17 protein-coding genes are annotated in these 18,577 nt (G+C 45.1%); 9 read left to right on the top strand and 8 right to left on the bottom strand.

Annotation, left to right across the window (positions count from 1 at the left end):
• Nucleotides 1–199 precede the first annotated feature (199 nt).
• Nucleotides 200–1,192, top strand: a complete 993-nt coding sequence (gene pta, locus ABWW58_RS07425; protein ID WP_353868521.1) for a phosphate acetyltransferase — start codon at nucleotides 200–202, stop codon at nucleotides 1,190–1,192.
• A gap of 688 nt (nucleotides 1,193–1,880) precedes the next feature.
• Nucleotides 1,881–3,155: an MFS transporter gene (locus ABWW58_RS07430; protein ID WP_353868522.1), complete on the top strand. Its 1,275-nt coding sequence runs from the start codon at nucleotides 1,881–1,883 to the stop codon at nucleotides 3,153–3,155.
• A 93-nt stretch (nucleotides 3,156–3,248) separates the two neighbouring features.
• Here the strand turns inward: ABWW58_RS07430 and ABWW58_RS07435 are convergent, their stop codons facing one another.
• The 6 genes from ABWW58_RS07435 to ABWW58_RS07460 form a co-directional block, all read right to left on the bottom strand.
• A complete protein-coding gene (locus ABWW58_RS07435) occupies nucleotides 3,249–4,130 on the bottom strand; it encodes an aminoglycoside 6-adenylyltransferase (protein WP_353868523.1) in 882 nt (293 codons plus the stop codon).
• A 598-nt stretch (nucleotides 4,131–4,728) separates the two neighbouring features.
• Nucleotides 4,729–5,637, bottom strand: a complete 909-nt coding sequence (locus ABWW58_RS07440) for a DMT family transporter (RefSeq protein WP_353868524.1) — start codon at nucleotides 5,635–5,637, stop codon at nucleotides 4,729–4,731.
• 253 nt (nucleotides 5,638–5,890) lie between these two features.
• Nucleotides 5,891–7,132 (bottom strand): iron uptake transporter deferrochelatase/peroxidase subunit, encoded by a 1,242-nt coding sequence (gene efeB, locus ABWW58_RS07445; RefSeq protein ID WP_353868525.1) that lies wholly within the window; start codon nucleotides 7,130–7,132, stop codon nucleotides 5,891–5,893.
• Nucleotides 7,133–7,155: 23 nt separating this feature from the next.
• Nucleotides 7,156–8,313 (bottom strand): iron uptake system protein EfeO, encoded by a 1,158-nt coding sequence (efeO, locus tag ABWW58_RS07450; RefSeq protein WP_353868526.1) that lies wholly within the window; start codon nucleotides 8,311–8,313, stop codon nucleotides 7,156–7,158.
• Nucleotides 8,314–8,321: 8 nt separating this feature from the next.
• A complete protein-coding gene (locus ABWW58_RS07455; RefSeq protein WP_353868527.1) occupies nucleotides 8,322–9,788 on the bottom strand; it encodes an FTR1 family iron permease in 1,467 nt (488 codons plus the stop codon).
• Between the two features lie 311 nt (nucleotides 9,789–10,099).
• Nucleotides 10,100–10,576 carry a hypothetical protein gene (locus ABWW58_RS07460; protein WP_445783420.1) on the bottom strand — a complete coding sequence of 159 codons (477 nt, stop codon included), beginning with the start codon at nucleotides 10,574–10,576 and terminating at the stop codon, nucleotides 10,100–10,102.
• Between the two features lie 163 nt (nucleotides 10,577–10,739).
• Between ABWW58_RS07460 and ABWW58_RS07465 the strand changes: the two genes are divergently transcribed.
• From ABWW58_RS07465 to ABWW58_RS07495, 7 genes are all read left to right on the top strand, one after another.
• Nucleotides 10,740–11,699 (top strand): CPBP family intramembrane glutamic endopeptidase, encoded by a 960-nt coding sequence (locus tag ABWW58_RS07465; protein ID WP_353868528.1) that lies wholly within the window; start codon nucleotides 10,740–10,742, stop codon nucleotides 11,697–11,699.
• Between the two features lie 87 nt (nucleotides 11,700–11,786).
• Entirely contained in the window at nucleotides 11,787–12,578 is a 792-nt protein-coding gene (locus ABWW58_RS07470) for a hypothetical protein (RefSeq protein WP_353868529.1), read from the top strand.
• A 43-nt stretch (nucleotides 12,579–12,621) separates the two neighbouring features.
• Nucleotides 12,622–12,999 (top strand): GntR family transcriptional regulator, encoded by a 378-nt coding sequence (locus ABWW58_RS07475; protein WP_353868530.1) that lies wholly within the window; start codon nucleotides 12,622–12,624, stop codon nucleotides 12,997–12,999.
• A complete protein-coding gene (locus tag ABWW58_RS07480; protein WP_093670859.1) occupies nucleotides 12,996–13,688 on the top strand; it encodes an ABC transporter ATP-binding protein in 693 nt (230 codons plus the stop codon). Before ABWW58_RS07475 ends, ABWW58_RS07480 begins: the two co-directional genes overlap by 4 nt.
• Nucleotides 13,678–14,616 (top strand): ABC transporter ATP-binding protein, encoded by a 939-nt coding sequence (locus ABWW58_RS07485; RefSeq protein WP_093670857.1) that lies wholly within the window; start codon nucleotides 13,678–13,680, stop codon nucleotides 14,614–14,616. The genes ABWW58_RS07480 and ABWW58_RS07485 overlap by 11 nt, the downstream gene beginning before the upstream one ends.
• The gene (locus ABWW58_RS07490) at nucleotides 14,609–15,565 is read left to right on the top strand and encodes an ABC transporter permease (protein ID WP_353868531.1); all 957 of its coding nucleotides are present in this window, start codon (nucleotides 14,609–14,611) and stop codon (nucleotides 15,563–15,565) included. Before ABWW58_RS07485 ends, ABWW58_RS07490 begins: the two co-directional genes overlap by 8 nt.
• 182 nt (nucleotides 15,566–15,747) lie before the next feature.
• Nucleotides 15,748–15,999, top strand: a complete 252-nt coding sequence (locus ABWW58_RS07495) for a hypothetical protein (RefSeq protein ID WP_093670853.1) — start codon at nucleotides 15,748–15,750, stop codon at nucleotides 15,997–15,999.
• Between the two features lie 890 nt (nucleotides 16,000–16,889).
• Here the strand turns inward: ABWW58_RS07495 and ABWW58_RS07500 are convergent.
• Both ABWW58_RS07500 and ABWW58_RS07505 read right to left on the bottom strand, forming a co-directional pair.
• Nucleotides 16,890–17,507, bottom strand: coding sequence for a L,D-transpeptidase (locus ABWW58_RS07500; RefSeq protein ID WP_353868532.1), 618 nt, complete (start codon nucleotides 17,505–17,507; stop codon nucleotides 16,890–16,892).
• A 71-nt stretch (nucleotides 17,508–17,578) separates the two neighbouring features.
• Nucleotides 17,579–18,409 carry a lipoate--protein ligase family protein gene (locus ABWW58_RS07505; RefSeq protein WP_353868533.1) on the bottom strand — a complete coding sequence of 277 codons (831 nt, stop codon included), beginning with the start codon at nucleotides 18,407–18,409 and terminating at the stop codon, nucleotides 17,579–17,581.
• Nucleotides 18,410–18,577: the final 168 nt, after the last annotated feature.

Below are 18,577 nucleotides of genomic sequence, written 5' to 3' on the forward strand. Positions count from 1 at the left end.
GTTTCGTATAAAGCCATGAAAAAAAGACGTTGACAATATCACAAGAACGTTCGCTAATTTTTTCTTCATTCTTACTTTACTACATATAGCATAGATATACATTAGGAGCGGAGGATGAAATTAACTTTCCAAATGTAGGACAGGTTGTTTTGGTTTATACTTAGTATAGATTAAATTTAATGAGGGGGCGAATCGAACAATGGCAGATTTGTTCGAAAGACTGAAGCCGGAAATAAAAAAGGGCAAACCGTCGATCATTTTTCCTGAAAGTGCTGATGAACGGATTGTTGAAGCGGTACAAACCTTAGCGGAAGAGGAACTGATCGTGCCGATTCTCATCGGTAAAGTTAAGGATGCGTCCGATGTGTTGAAAAAGCTTGCCGACGAGAAAAAGGTTGTATTCATGCATCCTGACACGGATGATGATCTGCAGTCGATGATCGACGCACTTGTTGCGCGCAGAAAGGGCAAGATCGATGAGGCGAAGGCTGCGGAGTGGTTAAAAGATCCATGCTACTATGGAACGATGCTTGTTTACTTGGGCAAAGCGGACGGATTGGTGAGCGGAGCAGTCCATTCAACGGCGGAAACTGTACGTCCGGCGCTGCAAATCATCAAAGCTCAGCCAGGAAAAAAACGTATATCGGGCTCCTTCATTCTTGTTAAGGGAGAAAAAGAATTCGTATTTGCCGACTGCGGTATTAATATATCACCGGATAGCGAAACCTTGGCGGAAATCGCTGTGGAATCTGCGGAAACGGCGACATTGTTTGGTATTGACCCGAGAATTGCCATGCTTAGCTTCTCTACGAAGGGATCAGCAAAGGATTATTCTATAGATAAAGTAACCGAAGCGGTGAGAATTGTGAAGGAAAGGGAACCTAACTTGCTCATTGATGGCGAACTGCAATTCGATGCGGCTTATGTGCCGGAAGTTGCGGCGAAGAAAGCACCGGATTCTCCAATAGCCGGCAAGGCGAACGTGTTTGTTTTCCCGAATATTGATGCCGGCAACATAGGCTACAAAATGGTGCAGCGTCTCGGCGGTTATACTGCGATCGGACCGATTCTGCAAGGATTGAACAAACCTGTTAATGACCTTTCACGAGGATGCACGGCAGATGATGTCTATAAGTTGGCACTGATTACCGCAAAACAAGCATTGAGCGCGGCGCAGCCTCAGAACGCGTAACGAGAATAGGAACAAGGAGTGCGGGTAGTAAAACGCACTCTTTTTTGTACGGGTAAGAGACATTCATGACCCGCTTGAGGGGCACGGGACACCGCTTGAATGAAAATATAAAATGCCCTATTTACGACGATAAGGTCATAAGATTTGGTTGGACGATCAGGTTAGTGCCCAATCTTAGAAATAAGCGGAAAAATTCCGTTTAAATAGAAAATGCATGAAAAAATCGCTTAAATAGACGGAGAAATTCCGCTTATCAAATCGAAAAACGTGAAAATGGAGGGTTTTTCTGTGCATAAGCGGAAAAATTACCCTTATGCACCTGTGAAACAAGCGCCAGGATGCAAATAACCGGAAAATCTCCGCTTATTTTATTCCGGCCGCGTTACTTAATTAAGGATCAAAATGATTTAAGAAATGTCTGTTTAAGCACAAGGTTAATGATTCAAAACTGCATTTGGAGCAAAGGAGCTTTCGTATGTAAGGAGCTTTCGCTAAAAATGTAAGGGAAAAGGAACTTTCGCTAAGCACGCATACGTCCTGTATGCAACGCGAAAGCCACCGCATCCTGCGGAAGTCAGGACCAGGTGCTTTTTGCCCGGCTTTTTTTTGTATGTTTGGAAATTTATTTCCAAATGTACTTGTGAAGTCTATAATTGGAAATTAATGAATCATTTCCGGAGATGAGAAGATGGAAACGGAGCAAGAATCTTTCTTGGCGCGGGCATCACGTTTGCAGATTAAAAAAGCGGTGACCAGCGATTTTATCGGCAACTTCAGCAGCTCGCTCTTCAACTTTGCGATTAGTCTGTACATATTGAAATTAACAGGTTCGGCGATGAATTTCGGCACGACTTTATTGATCGTTCCTCTGATCGGTATCGTGTTTTCGCCACTGATCGGCTATCTCGCCGACCATTATGATCACAAGCGGGTCATGATTACGACGCAAATCGGTTGTATCGTGCTGCTTATCATCTACAGTTCCCTTTTTCCCATTCTAGGAAGCTGGCACTATCTCATGGTATTGATCATGGTTGCGACGCTTGGATTGAATGCGCGGATTTTCAGCGTTACCTATCTGTCAGCCGTTTCGCGACTCGTCGACAAACCATTCATCCAGCAACTCAACTCATTAGAACAGTCGGCAAATGCGCTTGCGATGATTGTCGGTCCGATTGCCGCCGGAGTTGTATTCGCTTTTGTTCCGTTCCAAGCGTTCATTTACTTCGAAATCGTGGCTGAAATAGCCGTTGTCTTAATCGTTCTAACCATGAATTTTCACTTGATTGAAGTCGCAGAGCAAGCGAATGCAAAGTCGGAATCGATGTGGTCATCGATGAAGCAAGGGCTGATCTATGTGAAAAAGCGGCCATTGATTCTTTCGATGATTCTTGTTGCCTCTGTACTTAATTTCCTGTGCGGCGTGTTCAATGTCGGTTTCCCCTATTTGATGATTCATGTGCTGCATATGCAGAATATCCAGTACAGCCTGTCGGAAGCCCTGTTCTCTTTGGGCATGGTCGCAGGTGGTTTGTTTGCGGCGAAGCTCACTGTTGACAGCAATCCAATTGGCATGGTCAGCAAGTCGTTAATGTTTGAAGGTCTTCCGCTCATTTTCGTGATCATTCCGCTCCTCGTACAGCTGAATTCGTGGGTGTCGACAACCATTTTTGGAATGGTCAACTTTGTCTTGGCACTTATACTTGTATTTGTTAATGTACCGTTAACGACCTATATGCAGAAAACGATCCCCACCAGTTATCAGGGGCGCGTTTTCACGATTCTGATGGTCGGCTCAACCTCTTTGCAGCCTTTAGGGATGTTCATCTATGGCGTCCTGTTTCAATATGTATCGGCAATTGCTGTTATTGTCGGCTCGTTCATTGGTATTCTCGGTATTGGTATTTTCGCGTGGACGGTGGGCGGCAAAGTGGCAATCCAAGAAGAAAAATTTGAGGGATGATTATTCCTGAAATTGAGTCGACCGGATTGATGTATCGGCAAAAATATATCGCTTAACAACAAAGAAAAGGGCGCGTCAGCGTCCTTTTCTTTGTTAAAAGATGTTCTTGGCATCAGCAGGCAGGTCATGCACATGCTTCAGATAATTTGAGACGCGTTGATCCTCAGCCTCCGCATAGGTGTAACCGAAATGTTCGGCTACCTGCTTCGCCAAAGTACGAAACAGCTCGCCCATTTGAAACAACGACTGCCAGATATGCTCCGGTTCAGCATCCGGATAGGTGAGCAGGTAGTTTTGCCACACCGATTTCTCGACATAACGGGGCAAGTACTTGCCGCATTTTCCGGCACTGACCGTAAAGCCGGTGCGTGTCCCTGCGTGCCAGGAAAGCATTTTCAGCATCATATCGCGGACGTAGTGCTCAAGCATTGTCTTTGCATACGGAATTTCTCCGCGCCACAAACCTTTGGCGACATAAGGTGACACCCACCGGAATTCGTTGCAGCAATCAGCGAACTGTTTCGCGCTAGGCGGAATGATTCGATAATTACGATCATCTGAGGGCGGCACTGATAAAAATTGTTCATCTTTATCAAGCAGAATAATGCTCAAGCTGTCGCCATCCACCCATGCCTTAGCTTTTTCCAATGTCATGAGTGTCAAGTCAATTCGATTTCCGTCCTCGAACAGCATCAGATAAGCGAATTCATCTTCGGCAACACGGTCGGATCCAATTCCAATATCCATCAAGTCAGGCATCTGCATGATGATCCGCTTGCCGAATCGATCGACCCAATGATGGTCTGCTGTAAATGAAGTAACGTCACGGACCACATAGACAATATCGTAGTCTTGAAAGCAGTCGCGCGGTGCGTCTGCGTTTGTACGTGATCCATTCATGATCACAGCACGAATGCGTTCATCTTTTTGTGGCAGATCCAAGATTAAGTTCTTCATTTCTTGTTCATTTCTCATTGCTGAAGCCTCCAATTATACGTGATGTAATCCCAAAAAACAGGAAAGGCTGGAGGCGGTCGCGCATAATTCTAAAGTCAATTCAATCGCTTTTTCATGAGACATTCCTCGTTTTCTATGCATTTGGTAACAACTATTTCTGGATTGGCTACAAGATTACATGACTTAGTTACGAGTTCGATGATTGGCTACAACTTTTGATGAATTAGTTACGACTTTTTCTGGATTAGCTACAACTTTTGTTTAATTAGTTACGAGTTCGATGATTGGCTACAACTTTTGATGAATTAGTTACAACTTTCTTTGGATTGGTTACAAGTTTACGTGACTTAGTTACGAGTTTGATGATTGGCTACAACTTTTGATGAATTGGTTACGACTTTCTTTAGATTGGCTACAAGATTACATGACTTAGTTACGAGTTCGATGATTGGCTACAACTTTTGATGAATTGGTTACGACTTTCTTTAGATTGGCTACAAGTTTACATGACTTAGTTACGAGTTCGATGATTGGCTACAACTTTTGATGAATTGGCTACGACTTTCTTTGGATTGGCTACAAGATTACATGACTTAGTTACAAGTTTAATGAATGGTTACAGCTTCACTGATTTGTTGTTTGCCTTTCGCTCAAAGGTGGCAAGTGCCACGCCGACTAAAATGAGTATGCTGCCGGCAGCGAAATTGAAGGACAGCTTTTCGCCAAGAATGAGCCAGCCGAGCAGTGTGCCGACAATCGGCTGAAAAAATAGAAAGAGTGATCCTGCTCCCGCGTCGATCATGGTCAGCCCTTTATTCCATAGAAAAAATGCTCCGGCTGTCGCAACAATGCCCAGATAAAGGACGCCGGTGATTACGCGTCCGTCGGCAAGATGAACAGCTCCTGTCGACCAGTCGTGAACCATGAATGGTGTGGTGAAAATCAGCGCAAAGAAAATCGCGTAGGTTGTAATCAAAAGCGCTGGGAGTTCATCCGCCGTTTTTTTAACATAAACGGAAAGCAGCGCCCAGGTGATTGCAGCGACGACTAAAGCGATGCAGCCCCAAAAATAATCGCCGAATTGATCGGGTAATCCAATGGTCAGGACCACGCCGCTCGTCGCTACGATCAACGACATGATTTTCCGCAAAGTGAAGGCTTCCTTCAATACAAAGCGCGCGAACACGACAACAAAGGCCGGTGTCGCGGACGTAATCATGGCGCCGGTGTGCGCATCGGAAAGCTTCGTACCGATAAATTGGCAAGCAATCGAGACAAAATAACCAATGAATCCGATCCAAAGGAGCATCAGCCATTGTTTTTTGCCCAACTTCAGGTGATGATGCGTTCTCCGTTGCTGTAACCACAATAAGGTAAACAGAAGAAACGAAGCGAGCAGGTATCTGAGCCAGACAAGCGCGAGCGGTGCAATGAATTGTAGGATATATTTGCTCACAACGTACATACCGCCCCAAATCGCTGCGGCGAGCGCCAAGTAAATGGCTCCGATAATTGATGATTTCATGAGTTAAGACCCTTCTCTCTATGGGATTTTACGATGCGTATACCCAAGGAAGGGATCGGAAAAATAGGATTCATCCGTACCCTTTCTTAGGAATGAAGGGCAGGTTGATCGTTTTCAAAGATATCGTAGTAATAGCGCAATGTAAAAACCTCCTCAACCGACTTTTAGAACTATTATAGACGAAAGTGGTCTTGATAGGTAAAAAAAATAAGCCCTCAAGCAAGATTTTTGCATGAGGGCGGTCATAATTGGGTTATTCAAATAAGTGCTGAGCAAAATAGTCGTTCTTCTTAATTCCGGCTGGGACGGCGAAAAGTCCGGTCGCCACATGGTCGGTGTACTCATTGAGCGCGTCGCTCTTTCCGAGTACGCGAAGCATCGGAATAAAGCTATCCTGCGGCTTATTTTGGTATGCGATAAAGAGCAGTCCGGCGTCAAGGCTGCCTGTTGCTGCTTGAATACCATTTGTGTACGAGTAGGCGCGTCGAAAGATTTTCTTTCCTGTTCCGTGAGCAAGCCGGACATGGGAGTCTGCCGGCTGCTTGCTCATAATGACCGGTTCGTGTTCATGTTTTCTGCCAAAGGCTGCGCCGGAATCCTTTTTTCTTCCAAAGACTTGTTCCTGATCACTATACGAATCACGGTCCCAGGTCTCAATAATCATCTTAATTTTACGGTAGCCGAGATAGGATCCGCCGCGCATCCATTTCGGCTCATCACTGCCGGTCCAAACGACTTCATTTTGACTTTCAGGATCGGTGACATTAGCGGTTCCATCTTTAAATCCAAACAGATTCCTCGGCGTCTTGCCCTTCGGACCATTTAGAAATCCCGATTCCATCCAGCGGATATTAGCCGTACCAAGCGCTTCCTTAATCAGATTACGTAAGGCATGGAAAGCGACTTGCTGGATGTCTGCACACACCTGAACGCAGATGTCGCCATTCGAGATAGCGGGATCAAGCGTTTCATGCGCAATTTTCGGCATCGCTGTCAGTTGTTTCGGCATTTGATTCGCTAGACCGAACCGATCTTTTCCACCTTTGATAAAAAAGGAGTGCCCAAGGCCGAAGGTGATGGTTAGATTAGCGGCGCCAAGGTCGCGCGCTTCATTTGTGTCGTTAGGCGGCAATTCCTTGTTGCTGCTGTTTGCTTCACGTTTGCCTTGTGTCAATGTCGCGGAAAGACGCGTCCATGAGATGAACAGGGCCATAATTTTCGCGACATCGTGAATCGACGGATCGATGTCAAAGGCGGCCAGATAACCGTAGCTCTGATGCGCGGTCGTAATGCCTGCCTGGTGACTGCCGAAAAAGGGAACTGTTGCTGTCTTCGCTGCATTGGCCGCGCCCGTATTGCCGAACAATTCGAGTGCGGTTCCGAGACCGCTGGCGCCAAGAGCAATACCACCCCCGGCAAGAGCTGTCATTTTCAGCATTTCCCGTCTGGAATATCCCTTTTTCTGCTCTGAGGTGCTGAGATCGTCCCTGTCCATTTGGGTCATCCTTTCTTATCTTATTAGAAAATTTTTGCGGTTTGGGCCATGAGCTTCGAAAGTTTGCTTAGCTCGTTGCTGATCTCCCGAATTTGTTCTTTACTCAACTTTGTATAGTCTTCATAGTTGGTGTCGGATTTCTTATATTTTAACATCTGCTTGTCAAAGGCTTGGAATTGCTTGTCAATGGCATTCGCGAGATCCTTGTGACCATTATTGAGTGCGGGGATCGCTGCTTGGTAGACCGCTTTAGACCCATCGACATTTGCTTGAAGATCAACTAAATCCGTGTGTGAGTAGCGTTCTTCTTCACCGGTAATCTTGCTCGTCGCTGCTTCTTCAAGCAGTTCCATCGCGCCGGCAACCATTGCCTTCGGCGTCAGCTTGAATGACTGTGCCTCTTTTTGCAGACTCAGAACGTCAGCCATTAATTTATCAGCATATTTTCCTTGACCTTTGAGACTGTTCTTTTCCCAGAGGGCGCGTTCGATTTCATGGAAGCCGGTCCACTTGGACACATCATCGACATCGTTAATACGGGCATCGATGGCAGGGTCTAGATCTCCAAAACTCTCGGCAATTGGTTCGGCACGTTCGTAGTAGATACGCGGCAGTGTATAGAGCGATTTAGCCTTTTCAACATCGCCTTCTTTAACAGCTTTAACGAACGGTTTCGTTGTTTTCACGAGCATGTCGATTTGTTCATCAGCATAGCTGAGGTAGTCATCAACAGCTTGGTCCATTTGCTTGGATGGTTTTGATTTTGTCTCTTTAGCAGTTAGCAAATCACTTAATTGTCCGGTTAATGCGTCACTATTTTCCTTCATTTGTGCGATGTTGGGATTTGCGAGATTAGATTGTGCATAGATGGGTTGCTGGTAGCGTTCGATTTTTGCGTATTGAAGCGGGAAACGATCACGCACACCGTTTTCATAGGAAAGCCATTGTGTGTTTATTTGTTTCCCGTATTTTTTAATTGCTGCGACATCATTTTTCTTCAAGGCAGCTTGCAGCTTGTTGTTCAGTTGTTTCATTTTTGTTGTCCCTTGCTTTACCGGGTCGCTCGTTGTCTGCGATGTTTTTGTACTTCCGGATTTTTGTGCACTTCCACATGCGGTGATGACGGGCAAGAGTAATAAAGTCATTAATAGTAGAAAGACGATTTTCTTTTGATGCTTCATAGGAAAGGTTAAGCCTCCTTGGCGTGTTTTGAATTTTTATTTGATGCCGCTGTGGGCAGTTTCTTAAGAATGATGACACTAAAGATCAGCAAGCACGCGGCTTGCGGAATAATGCTGTACCATGATGGGAATATACTTAGACTATTGATCGATGGCAGAGCATCTGAAACCGACGAAGGAAGAACGCCGGCCATTTGCAGGCTGTGGATGCCCGATCCCATAAATTTGAAACACAGGTAAAAGACGACAAAACTCGAAATCATGAAAAACGGACGGAGCGGGAGCAAGACGCCGAGTTTCAACATGAGAAAACCGATAACGGTCAGAATCCCAAATCCGACGCCGATACCCATAATCAGTTTCGACGCAGGCATTCGCCCGGCCATGCCAATCAGAAAAATAACAGTCTCCATGCCTTCGCGCAAAACAGCGATAAAAGCGAGCAGGGCAAAGGAAACCATTTTACGCTTGCTGATTGCCTCGCTGGTCTTGGATTGGATAAAAGCGTTCCATCGTTTGATGTCGGCATTGCGATGCAGCCAGTAGCCTACATAGAGTAGCATGAGGCTGGCAATCACGCCGGACCAACCGTTAATTAAAGAATTGTTGTTGCCAAAAGCGGCGACCGATAATAAAAATGAGACGAGCGCGCCGACTGTGAGACAAACAATAATAGCTAAGCTGGTCCCGCTCCAGATCCAAAGCTTTGCCGGCTTCGAGTTTGCTTTTCGGGCGAAGGTCAACAGTGCGCCGATAACCAGTAACGCTTCGAGTCCTTCTCGAAGCGGAATCAGCGCCGCATCCCACATTCCGTAATTTGCTGACGCAAGTGGTTTCAGACTGGTAATCATTTCGTCAACGAGCGGCAGTGCCTTCGAACGCGTGCTTGGATTTGCTAGATATGCGTCCATCATGACCAAATTCTTCTCGGATTCGGTATAGATGTTTTGCGATTGGCTGACAACGTCGCCTTCGACAGACAACCAATCTTGCTGAAGCTGTTTCACCTGAGACGCGGCGGTAACCCAATCCTTTTTGTCCATGGACTGCTTGGTGTTTCTGAGCTCGGTTATGTAGGAAGTTAGTGAGTGATGCCCAGATTTTCCGCCCCCGCCATACAATCCGCTTTGGTAGTCTTGCAGTGTTTGTTGAAGCGCGCCAACACTTTTTATTGCCTCTTTATTGTCTCCGTTAAGTAGATCTAGAGAAGCGGAACTGATATCCTGACTCAACTGAATCGAGACATCGAGTGAGCTCTTGGAGATCGCCGTTTTATGATGCTGCCACCACTTTTTAAAAGCAGAAAAATCAGTGTCGGCAGATTTGCCATTTTGCAACGCGGTGATCGCGTGATTCAGATCATTAAGCGCAGGTGACACATCGACAGCTGTTTCCGCATGCGCTGGTAACGGATACATCGAAATGATTAAGAAGGAAATTATAATCAATGCTCCGATGCACCGACCGAATTTCATAGTGAAGCACCCCCATAACGGTAATGATAATCATTTTCAATTAAACAAGTATAAGTTTAGTAGGATACAAGCGTAGTGTCAATATAATTTAAGAAAAAATAATGATAAATGTGATATATGTTATAGAAAATGAAATATATCGTTTATATACACTTGTGAAAAGGTGTGAAGGGGAAAAAAGAAAGCAGATTGATACACTGAAAAAACACGTGAAAGGGATAAGTACTCCAAAGTGGATACAGTCATTTAAAACGTGGGGTGAAACGTTAGGATTGCTGTAAATGTAAAAAGCGCCGCAAAATCGCGACGCCTTATTTCCGAATGAATCCTTCTTCGGTTAGATATTCGGTTGCTTCCTTATATGTGCGGAATGTTCCGTCAAGCTGTTCGCCTGCATAAACATTCCAAAGTTCGTTATCATAGATGATTTCAAGTGTTTGTCTGCCGCTTGGTGTCACCCATAGTTCGTGATCATTTCCGTCTGCTGTTTCCTGCTCATAGACGCCTTCCGGTGATAGAGCGAAAATCGCTTTTTTCAGCAGTGTGCGAAGCTCCTCTTCGGAAAAATCACGAATGTTGACCAAGCCCTTCGGATCGGCTTCATAGCCGTCAATGCCTTTTGCGAATACATAGCCATTGCCATTGGGGTGAAGATGGTACACAACATTTTTCTTGTCTGCCGCGCTTCCTGTATATTGAAAATTCACACGACCAAGTGAAACATCTTTTCGCTCTAATTCAGAAAACGATTCGATAATCGCCAGTTTTTGGTTGTAGTCAAGTAACAACGATTTCTTCAGCTCCATCATCTCAGTTTAATCGGTTCATTATAGCATATCCCAACCTGTATGGGTAATGTGATCGAAACCTTGTTTCTAGCGTTTATTGACATAAATATGTATCCTAATGTACTATATAACTAATACAATATGACAATTGGAGGATTGCAGGATGAATGAGCGCAAGGAAGAACGAAAAAAAATAAAACGGCACTTTAGGCATTTAGGGATCACGATGCTTTTTCAGGCGGGGCTGTTGTGGGGTGTTGTTGGTGTTTATTTGATCGTTTTAACCGTGCAAACGCTGTTTCTTCATCCCAATTTGACGGAGCATCAATTTGAAGCGCAGGTGACAACGTCTCTCGTTGACAGTGGGTGGCCGATGATTGTGGCGGTTCTGGTTGCCTTTATTCCACTATTGATTTATCGAAAAAAGAAATTCTTCACTTATGATCTGAGAACTGTTAAGCACAAGGTGACCATCAAGGTATTTATTCTTGGGCTGATTGTGGCGATCGGGTTAAACGTCATTATTACGCCTGTGATGTATCCTGTGGAGTGGCTGCTCAATCTTATCGGATATACGGCCGACCCTTCAAGAGAGATCTTGGAAGGCTCCAAGACAACAAGCATGTTTGTGTACACATGCCTCATCGGGCCAATCATTGAGGAATTTATCTATAGAGGCGTGGTGATGCGCAGCTTGGAGCGGTTCGGCTCTGTTTTTGCCATTACGATTTCCGCGCTGTTATTCAGTATGATGCACGGGAATATCATCCAGTTGCCCATTGCCTTCGCGATAGGACTTGTCCTTGGTTATTTGGCCAAAACCTACACCATTTGGCTGACTATACTGATACATTGCGCAAATAACTTGCTTAGCGAAGGGTACAGCGCGCTGCCTTCAACGTTTTGGTCAACCATTTTTGACGTAATTATAACAGCAATTTTAATTAGTACAGTCAGTGTCTTCCTTTATAAAAAAAAGCACAACATAAAAGAATGGCTAAGCAGCGTACGCAGAAAATTGCCTGAAAAACGTTTATGGATCTATTTCTTCACGTCGATTCCCATGATCTTACTGCTTCTTTCCGATAGTGTGGTCGTCATTCTCGGTATTGAGAAACTGTAAGAACGATGCCGGGAGAATCCTTGACGATATTGTTAATCTAGTGTACTATATTACTAATACAGCGATATAAAATCGGGGGATAGAACTATGTCGATTTGGTTTGCTTTATTTAAAAAAGAATTACGCCTTGGTTGGATGGCATTCATAATTTTTCTTGTTTTACAGCTTTTAATGATGGGGATTGGTATTTTTATGGATATGCGTTTCGATGGCGGCGCAGGCACACCACCTGCGGTTATCAGTGTGATGCTGACCGTCTGTCTGCTGTTTTATGTTCCGGTCTATCTGCTCTTTAACACGATACAAGAGCGTAAAACCTTTCATCTTTGGCTACAGAATCCGCTGCCTGCATGGTCTGTACTGCTGGCGAAATTGTCGGGAGCAATAGTGTACTTGGTCGTTACAAGTATAGTTGTTGGCTCCTACACATGGGTCAGCCTTCTCAGACTGAATGACTTTCCACAGGAACTGTCTCTATCGCGCATAGCTGTTCTTGCGGTATTGATCTTGCTCTGGTGCGGGATCGGCGGCGGTGTGACTTTTCTTTTTCTCTGGACCGTGCAGCGCACCATGCGTTCACGGATCGGAAAATGGTCTTGGCTTGTGCTGATTGTCGGTATCGGCATTTATCTTTATATCGATACCAAGTTGACGCAATCAGGTGTCGTTGATTTTCTCACGAACTGGGGGCAAATTCCGGATTCTTCATTAATTAACTTTGTGACGCCGAAGAGCACGGGAACTCCGGGAGTATTTAGTGACGTCATAGTTGATTCAAGCTCGCTTTATGTTGGCAGCTTAGTGTTTGATCTTCTAATTACGGTTATTGTTTTTTCAATTACGGCTTGGCTTACGGATCATGAGTTGGAGGCATCATAAGTGAACAGGATTATTGAGATCGACTTCGAGGGGGCTAGCGACTATGGCACAACCATTCAATCCGTCTGTTCCTATATACCTGCAATTGTGCGAGCGCATCAAGAATAAGATTGTCCGAGGAGAACTTGGAATGGGCGCGCGTTTGCCGTCCGTTCGCGATTTGGCCATTGACTCAGGAGTGAATCCGAACACAGTACAAAGAACATATCATGAACTAGAGGAAAGCGGGATTGTAGAAAAAAAGAGGGGCCAAGGCACGTTTGTAACAGAAGATTCGGTCGTTATTCGCCGCATGCGTGAGGATCTGAAAATCAGTCATATCAAGCTTTTTGTGACCGAAATGCGTGAAATGGGTTATTCGGAAACGGAAATGCTCGATGGATTGAACGACTATTTAGCTAAAAAGGAGGAGAATGAATGATTCAGTTAGAAGGTGTTAGCAAACGGTATCTGACAAAGAAAGCTCTGGATGACGTCAGCCTTCAAATTGAGCCGGGGCATATTATTGGGCTGATCGGCTCGAATGGGAGCGGGAAATCAACGACGTTGAAACTGATTTCCGGATTGCTTCAACCGACGAAAGGCACTGTACTCATCGACGGGGAAACCGCGGGCCGCAGGATTTGCCGGAAGGTTGCCTACTTGTCTGAGTTAGATGCCTATTACTCATTTTTCACGGTGAAGCAGACCGTCGATTTCTATGCGCAGACTTTCAGTGATTTTAACCGTGAAAAAGCAGAAGAAATGCTTGAATTTATGAAACTTGATCAATCTCAGAAAGTGAAGCATCTGTCCAAAGGAAACCGGGGTCGTCTTAAAATCGTTGTAACGCTCGCCCGTGAAGTGCCGTTTATTTTAATGGATGAGCCGCTTTCCGGGTTGGATCCGATGGTGCGCAGTTCAATCATCAAAGGTCTGATTTCATTTATTGATTTGGAAAAACAGACAGTAATCATTACCACACATGAATTGCAGGAAATCGAACCGTTGCTTGACACGGTTATCCTAATTAAAAACGGAGTCATCCTCGATCAGAAGAGTGTTGAAGACATTCGTTGCAATGAAAATTTAAGTTTAGTAGATTGGATGGTGGAAAAGTATGAGCACTAATGCCGAAGCATCAAAGCCGGCGGTAAAGCTGGAACATGTCAGCAAGCGGATTGGCCGCAAGACAATTATTGATGATTTGAGCTTTGACATTTACGGAGGAGAAGTCTTCGGTTTTCTCGGACCAAACGGAGCCGGGAAAACAACGACGATTCGGATGATCGTCGGCCTAATGCGGATGTCCCATGGTAACATTTACATACAAGGACACAGCATCAGGGGCGAGTTTAAAAAAGCGATCGCTCAAGTAGGGGCGATTGTCGAGAATCCGGAAATGTACAAGTTTCTCACCGGCTACCAAAACCTAGTACATTACGCACGCATGATCCCAGGGATCAGCAAGGAGCGGATCATGGAAGTCGTGAAGCTGGTTGAACTTCAGGACCGAATCCATGAAAAAGTGAAACGTTATTCTCTAGGCATGCGCCAAAGGCTCGGCGTTGCTCAGGCGCTGCTGCACCACCCATCGGTCTTGATCCTCGATGAACCGACCAATGGTCTTGATCCTCAAGGAATCCATGACCTGCGCACCTATTTGCACAAACTTTCTAGAGAAGAAGGCGTAGCAGTCATTGTTTCAAGCCATTTGTTATCGGAAATGCAGCTGATGTGCGACCGTATCGGGATTCTGCAAAAAGGCAAGTTAATTGGTGTAGAGACTGTGGATGATTTTATCGAAAAGGGAACGGCGAAAGTTCGAATCGAGGTCGACGACGCGCGGATAGCCGCACAGGCGGTTAAGGAAAAACTAGCGATCGACGCGATTCTCCCGGATGAGACAACCATTGAACTGCCGATTGAACATGAAAAGATACCGGTTGTTGTCGACACATTGGTCCTGTCGAAAATTAAGATTTACAGTGTCGCAACCGCTGCCAAATCACTGGAAGACAGATTCCTGGAAGTAACAGGGGGGAAGAGCGTTGAGTAATTTCTTTGGTTTGCTGCAAAATGAAAATATGAAAATCTACCGCAGAAGTTCCGCAAAGGTCATGATTATTATTCTGCTTGGGCTGATTCTTGCTGCAGGATTGATTATCAAATATTCCGGTGATCAGCCGAAAGACGATCCACATTGGAAACAGAGTTTAATTCAAGAAAATAAAGATTTGAATAAGCAAATGGATTCGGTCAAAGGGAACAAACAGGCGACCGATTATTTCAAGAAAACGATCGCCATTAATGACTACCGCATTGATCATAATCTCAAACCGCAGCATGGAGAAACCTTGTGGACGTTTGTTGAAGGTGCTGCAGCAAATATGGTGCTGGTCATCAGCATTTTCACGATCATCGTTGTGTCCACATCAATTGCCAGCGAGTTTGATACCGGGACGATTAAACTGCTTCTGATCCGGCCGATCTATCGTACGGAAATACTGCTGTCAAAATACATTTCGGCACTTTTGTTTACCGTTGTTTGTCTGATTACGCTTTTTATTGCTTCATGGCTGCTTGGCGGCATTCTGTTCGGGTTCGGCGGAGCAGGCGACGTCTATATCGGTTATGCCAACGGAGCTGTTTATCAGTCCAGCTGGACGCTTGAGGTTTGGAAGGGCTATTTACTGAATTGTGTGTCGCTCTTTATGATGGTCACGTTCGCCGGGCTCATTGCTTCAGCTTTCCGTAACGGCGGTCTCGCAATTGGTCTATCCATTTTCACCTTGATGGCTTCGTCTATTGTTGTTAATCTCTTGCAAGGTTATGATTGGGTAAAATATGTGTTGTTCGCCAATACAGATTTAACACAATATACAACCGGAACACCGCTGCGTGATGAAATGACATTGGGATTCTCACTTGCAGTGCTCGCTGTTTACTATGTAATCTTTGTGTTTGTCGGCTGGGCGTTCTATACGCGGCGCGACATCAAAGCGTAAGAAACTAGGCAAAAGCAAAGAGCCGGGCGGACACCCCGGCTCTTTGCTTTTATGGAAAATTTTTGATGGTTGCTTAAATTCTTTCAATGTCCCGTCTTGAATTAAGATAAAGTTCATAATTCTAATGTAAGCTGTACGTATCCCAAGAAGGTTTGCGCAAGTTTCAAGGAGGAGAAAGAATCATGAAGACTATATTTTCTTTCAAAGTCTACGCTTCCGCATTTCGAGTGAAACAGATGATCCGCTTTTATCGATACTGCGAAAAACTAGGTCAGGATGTTTATATCTACGGAAAAAATCAAGTGAAACAAATACACAAGCGGTCGGATTGGCTGACCGTTTTGATTGAAAATTTGTCTCGTGGAGACGAGTGTCTGGTTGTTGTGAAAGGAAATAAGGTCGGTCAGCTTAGTAAATCGTTCGCATTTTCCTAACTGCAAAGCCCGGTCCGTACTTCCGCAGAATGCGGTGGCTTTCGCGTTGCTTGCAGGACGTACTTTCACAGGATGTGATGACTTTCGCGTTGCTTGCAGGACGTACTTTCACAGGATGTGATGGCTTTCGCGTTGCTTGCAGGACGTACTTTCACAGGATGTGATGACTTTCGCGTTGCATACAGGACGTATGCGTAATTAGCGAAAGTTCCTTACATACGAAAGATCCTTTGCTCCAAATACCGTTTTGAATCATCAACTAACGTTTTGAATCATCAACCTTATGCGTGAACAGGCATTTCTGTTTCACACTGGTAGGAAAGTATAAGAAAACATTTAAAGGAAACGAGTGTAAGCGGTCCGAAAAAACGCCGCGTCCTGCGGCTCACCGGGCACTATGCCGTCCATGGCCGTCGCAACTAAGTCTTCGCCTTCACCAGAGGCTTGGCGAAGCCAAGTTTTCTAATAAATCATTTTGATCCTTAATTCAGTATTGCGGCCGGAATAAAATAAGCGGAGATTTTCCGGTTATATGCATCCTGGCGCTTGTTTCACAGGTAAATAAGGGTAATTTTTCCGCCTATTCATAGAAAAACCCTCCCTTTTCACGTTTTTCGATCCGATAAGCGGAATTTCTCCGTCTATTTAAGCGACTTTTTCATTTGTTTTCTAAATAAGCGGAATTTTTCCGTTTATTTCTCAGATTGGGCGCTAACCTGATCACATCCAATCGATTCTAATGACCTTATCGTCGTACCAGCAAGGCAAAGCCGCCGTCACTCGTACACTCAATTCCTTAAATCTTTTATTTTTTGTACATTCTTATCCGTGTTAAAAAAACAAGCAGCCAGGTCCTTCGTGAGGGGCCTTCGGCTGCTTGTTTCAATTAGTTAATGAATCACAACTTTGGTATCGTAAGGAATATGCTCGTAAACCCATTTCGCGTCGGGAACGGTAAGATGAATGCATCCATGCGAATCTTTTTCACCTAATTTTTCTGCGTCTGCTGAGAGAATATGCTGATTCTTATCCATAGGCACACTGTGGAAGAGAAATTCACCATGGTTTTTCCAAGAAACCCAATATTTCGCGCCTTCTTTGTATTTTGGCGCATAGAACCATTTCCCACGCTCGGCTTGAATATAATAGGTACCGGTCGGCGTTGTCGTATCAGGACTCGCATCAAGGCCGGTTGAGGCGATCATGGTATACAGAGTGCGATCGTCTTCTTTTATGTACACTTTTTGATCTTTGATCGAAACATCAATCCAAATCGGCTCATTTTTCGTTATAACCGGATAGCTGCCGCCGGAAGGCTTGTCCCAGCTGACCGGAACCGTCTTCTGTTCTGATGACTTGGTGTTGGCTGCAGATGGCGCCTCTACAGTACTTAGTTTATTAGTGTGTTTTGCTGTAATACTTGCTTGAAAAGGAGGCAAATAGGCGGCCAATGTCAGTGATAGAAATAAAGCGGCGATGATGCCGCAGCTTTTGTACATAAGTCTCATGGTGGAGCCAGTTCCTCCCTAATACAGATGCTTCAATTAGTATAGTTTTCGTGTCATAGTTTTGATTGGTGTCAATTCAGGCCAAATGCTTTTTCGTTTCTGTGAATCATACGGTCATAGTATAGCCCGAAGTTTCGCGTTTCCTCACCGGTCAGCGCGGCTGTTGAGAAGATCGGTCCTTGAGATTGCAGGGTTTGGAGACAGGCGTGGACCATACGTTGTGTTTCAAATTGTTTTCCGCTAAGTTCCTCTAATGAGGCCATGACATGTGGGTCAATATCCGGATAGGCGAACCGTGTTTGCTGACTTTGCAATCCGCTTTGGTAAAAATCGCGGATCAGGCGCGCGCGTTCTGATCCGCTTCCTGAAACGCAGAGATAGACCTGCACGGCAACACCTTGTTTGACACGGCGCTGAGAGATGCCGGCAAATTTGCGGCCATCACAACTGAGGTCATATCTTCCGGGACAGTAGGATCGAGTGATTTCTCCACTCGTGAATTGTATCCCAAATGGAGCAAGTGTTTCTCGAATAAAATCAACCATGGCTTGAAATGCGTCATCGATAGAAATCGGGTGTTCCTTTTCAGAAAAGATCAGGGAAACATTAAGAACACCTTCGTCAAGCACAACAGCCAGACCGCCGGAATTACGTACGACATAATTGAAGCCGTTCTCTCGCAGCACGTCCAAACCAGCTTGAAAATGTGGAAGCTTCGTGTCCTGAATGCCGAGCATCACCGTTTTGTGGTGCACCCACAGCCTAACGGTGTTTGGCGATTGGCCGGCACCTACGGATTGACAAATCGCGTCATCGATAGCAAACGACTGCTTACCGTCGAACCCGCTGCCAAGCGTTGACTGGTCGATCACACGCCAGAGCGGCTGGTCAAGTAGCGACACACGGAGGACCTCCTTCGATTAATGCAGTATCTAGTGTCTATTATAGCAGGCATTGTGTAAATCGTGGGCCAAGAAGTGTCACCGGTGATAGGGATCAGGTTGTGGCGTTCGTCGATATGAAGCTTTATTCTGTAAGGTATAATAAAAAAATGAACGGAAAGAGGATGA

This window comes from Sporolactobacillus caesalpiniae (assembly GCF_040513385.1).
Classification (GTDB): Bacteria; Bacillota; Bacilli; order Bacillales; family Sporolactobacillaceae; genus Sporolactobacillus.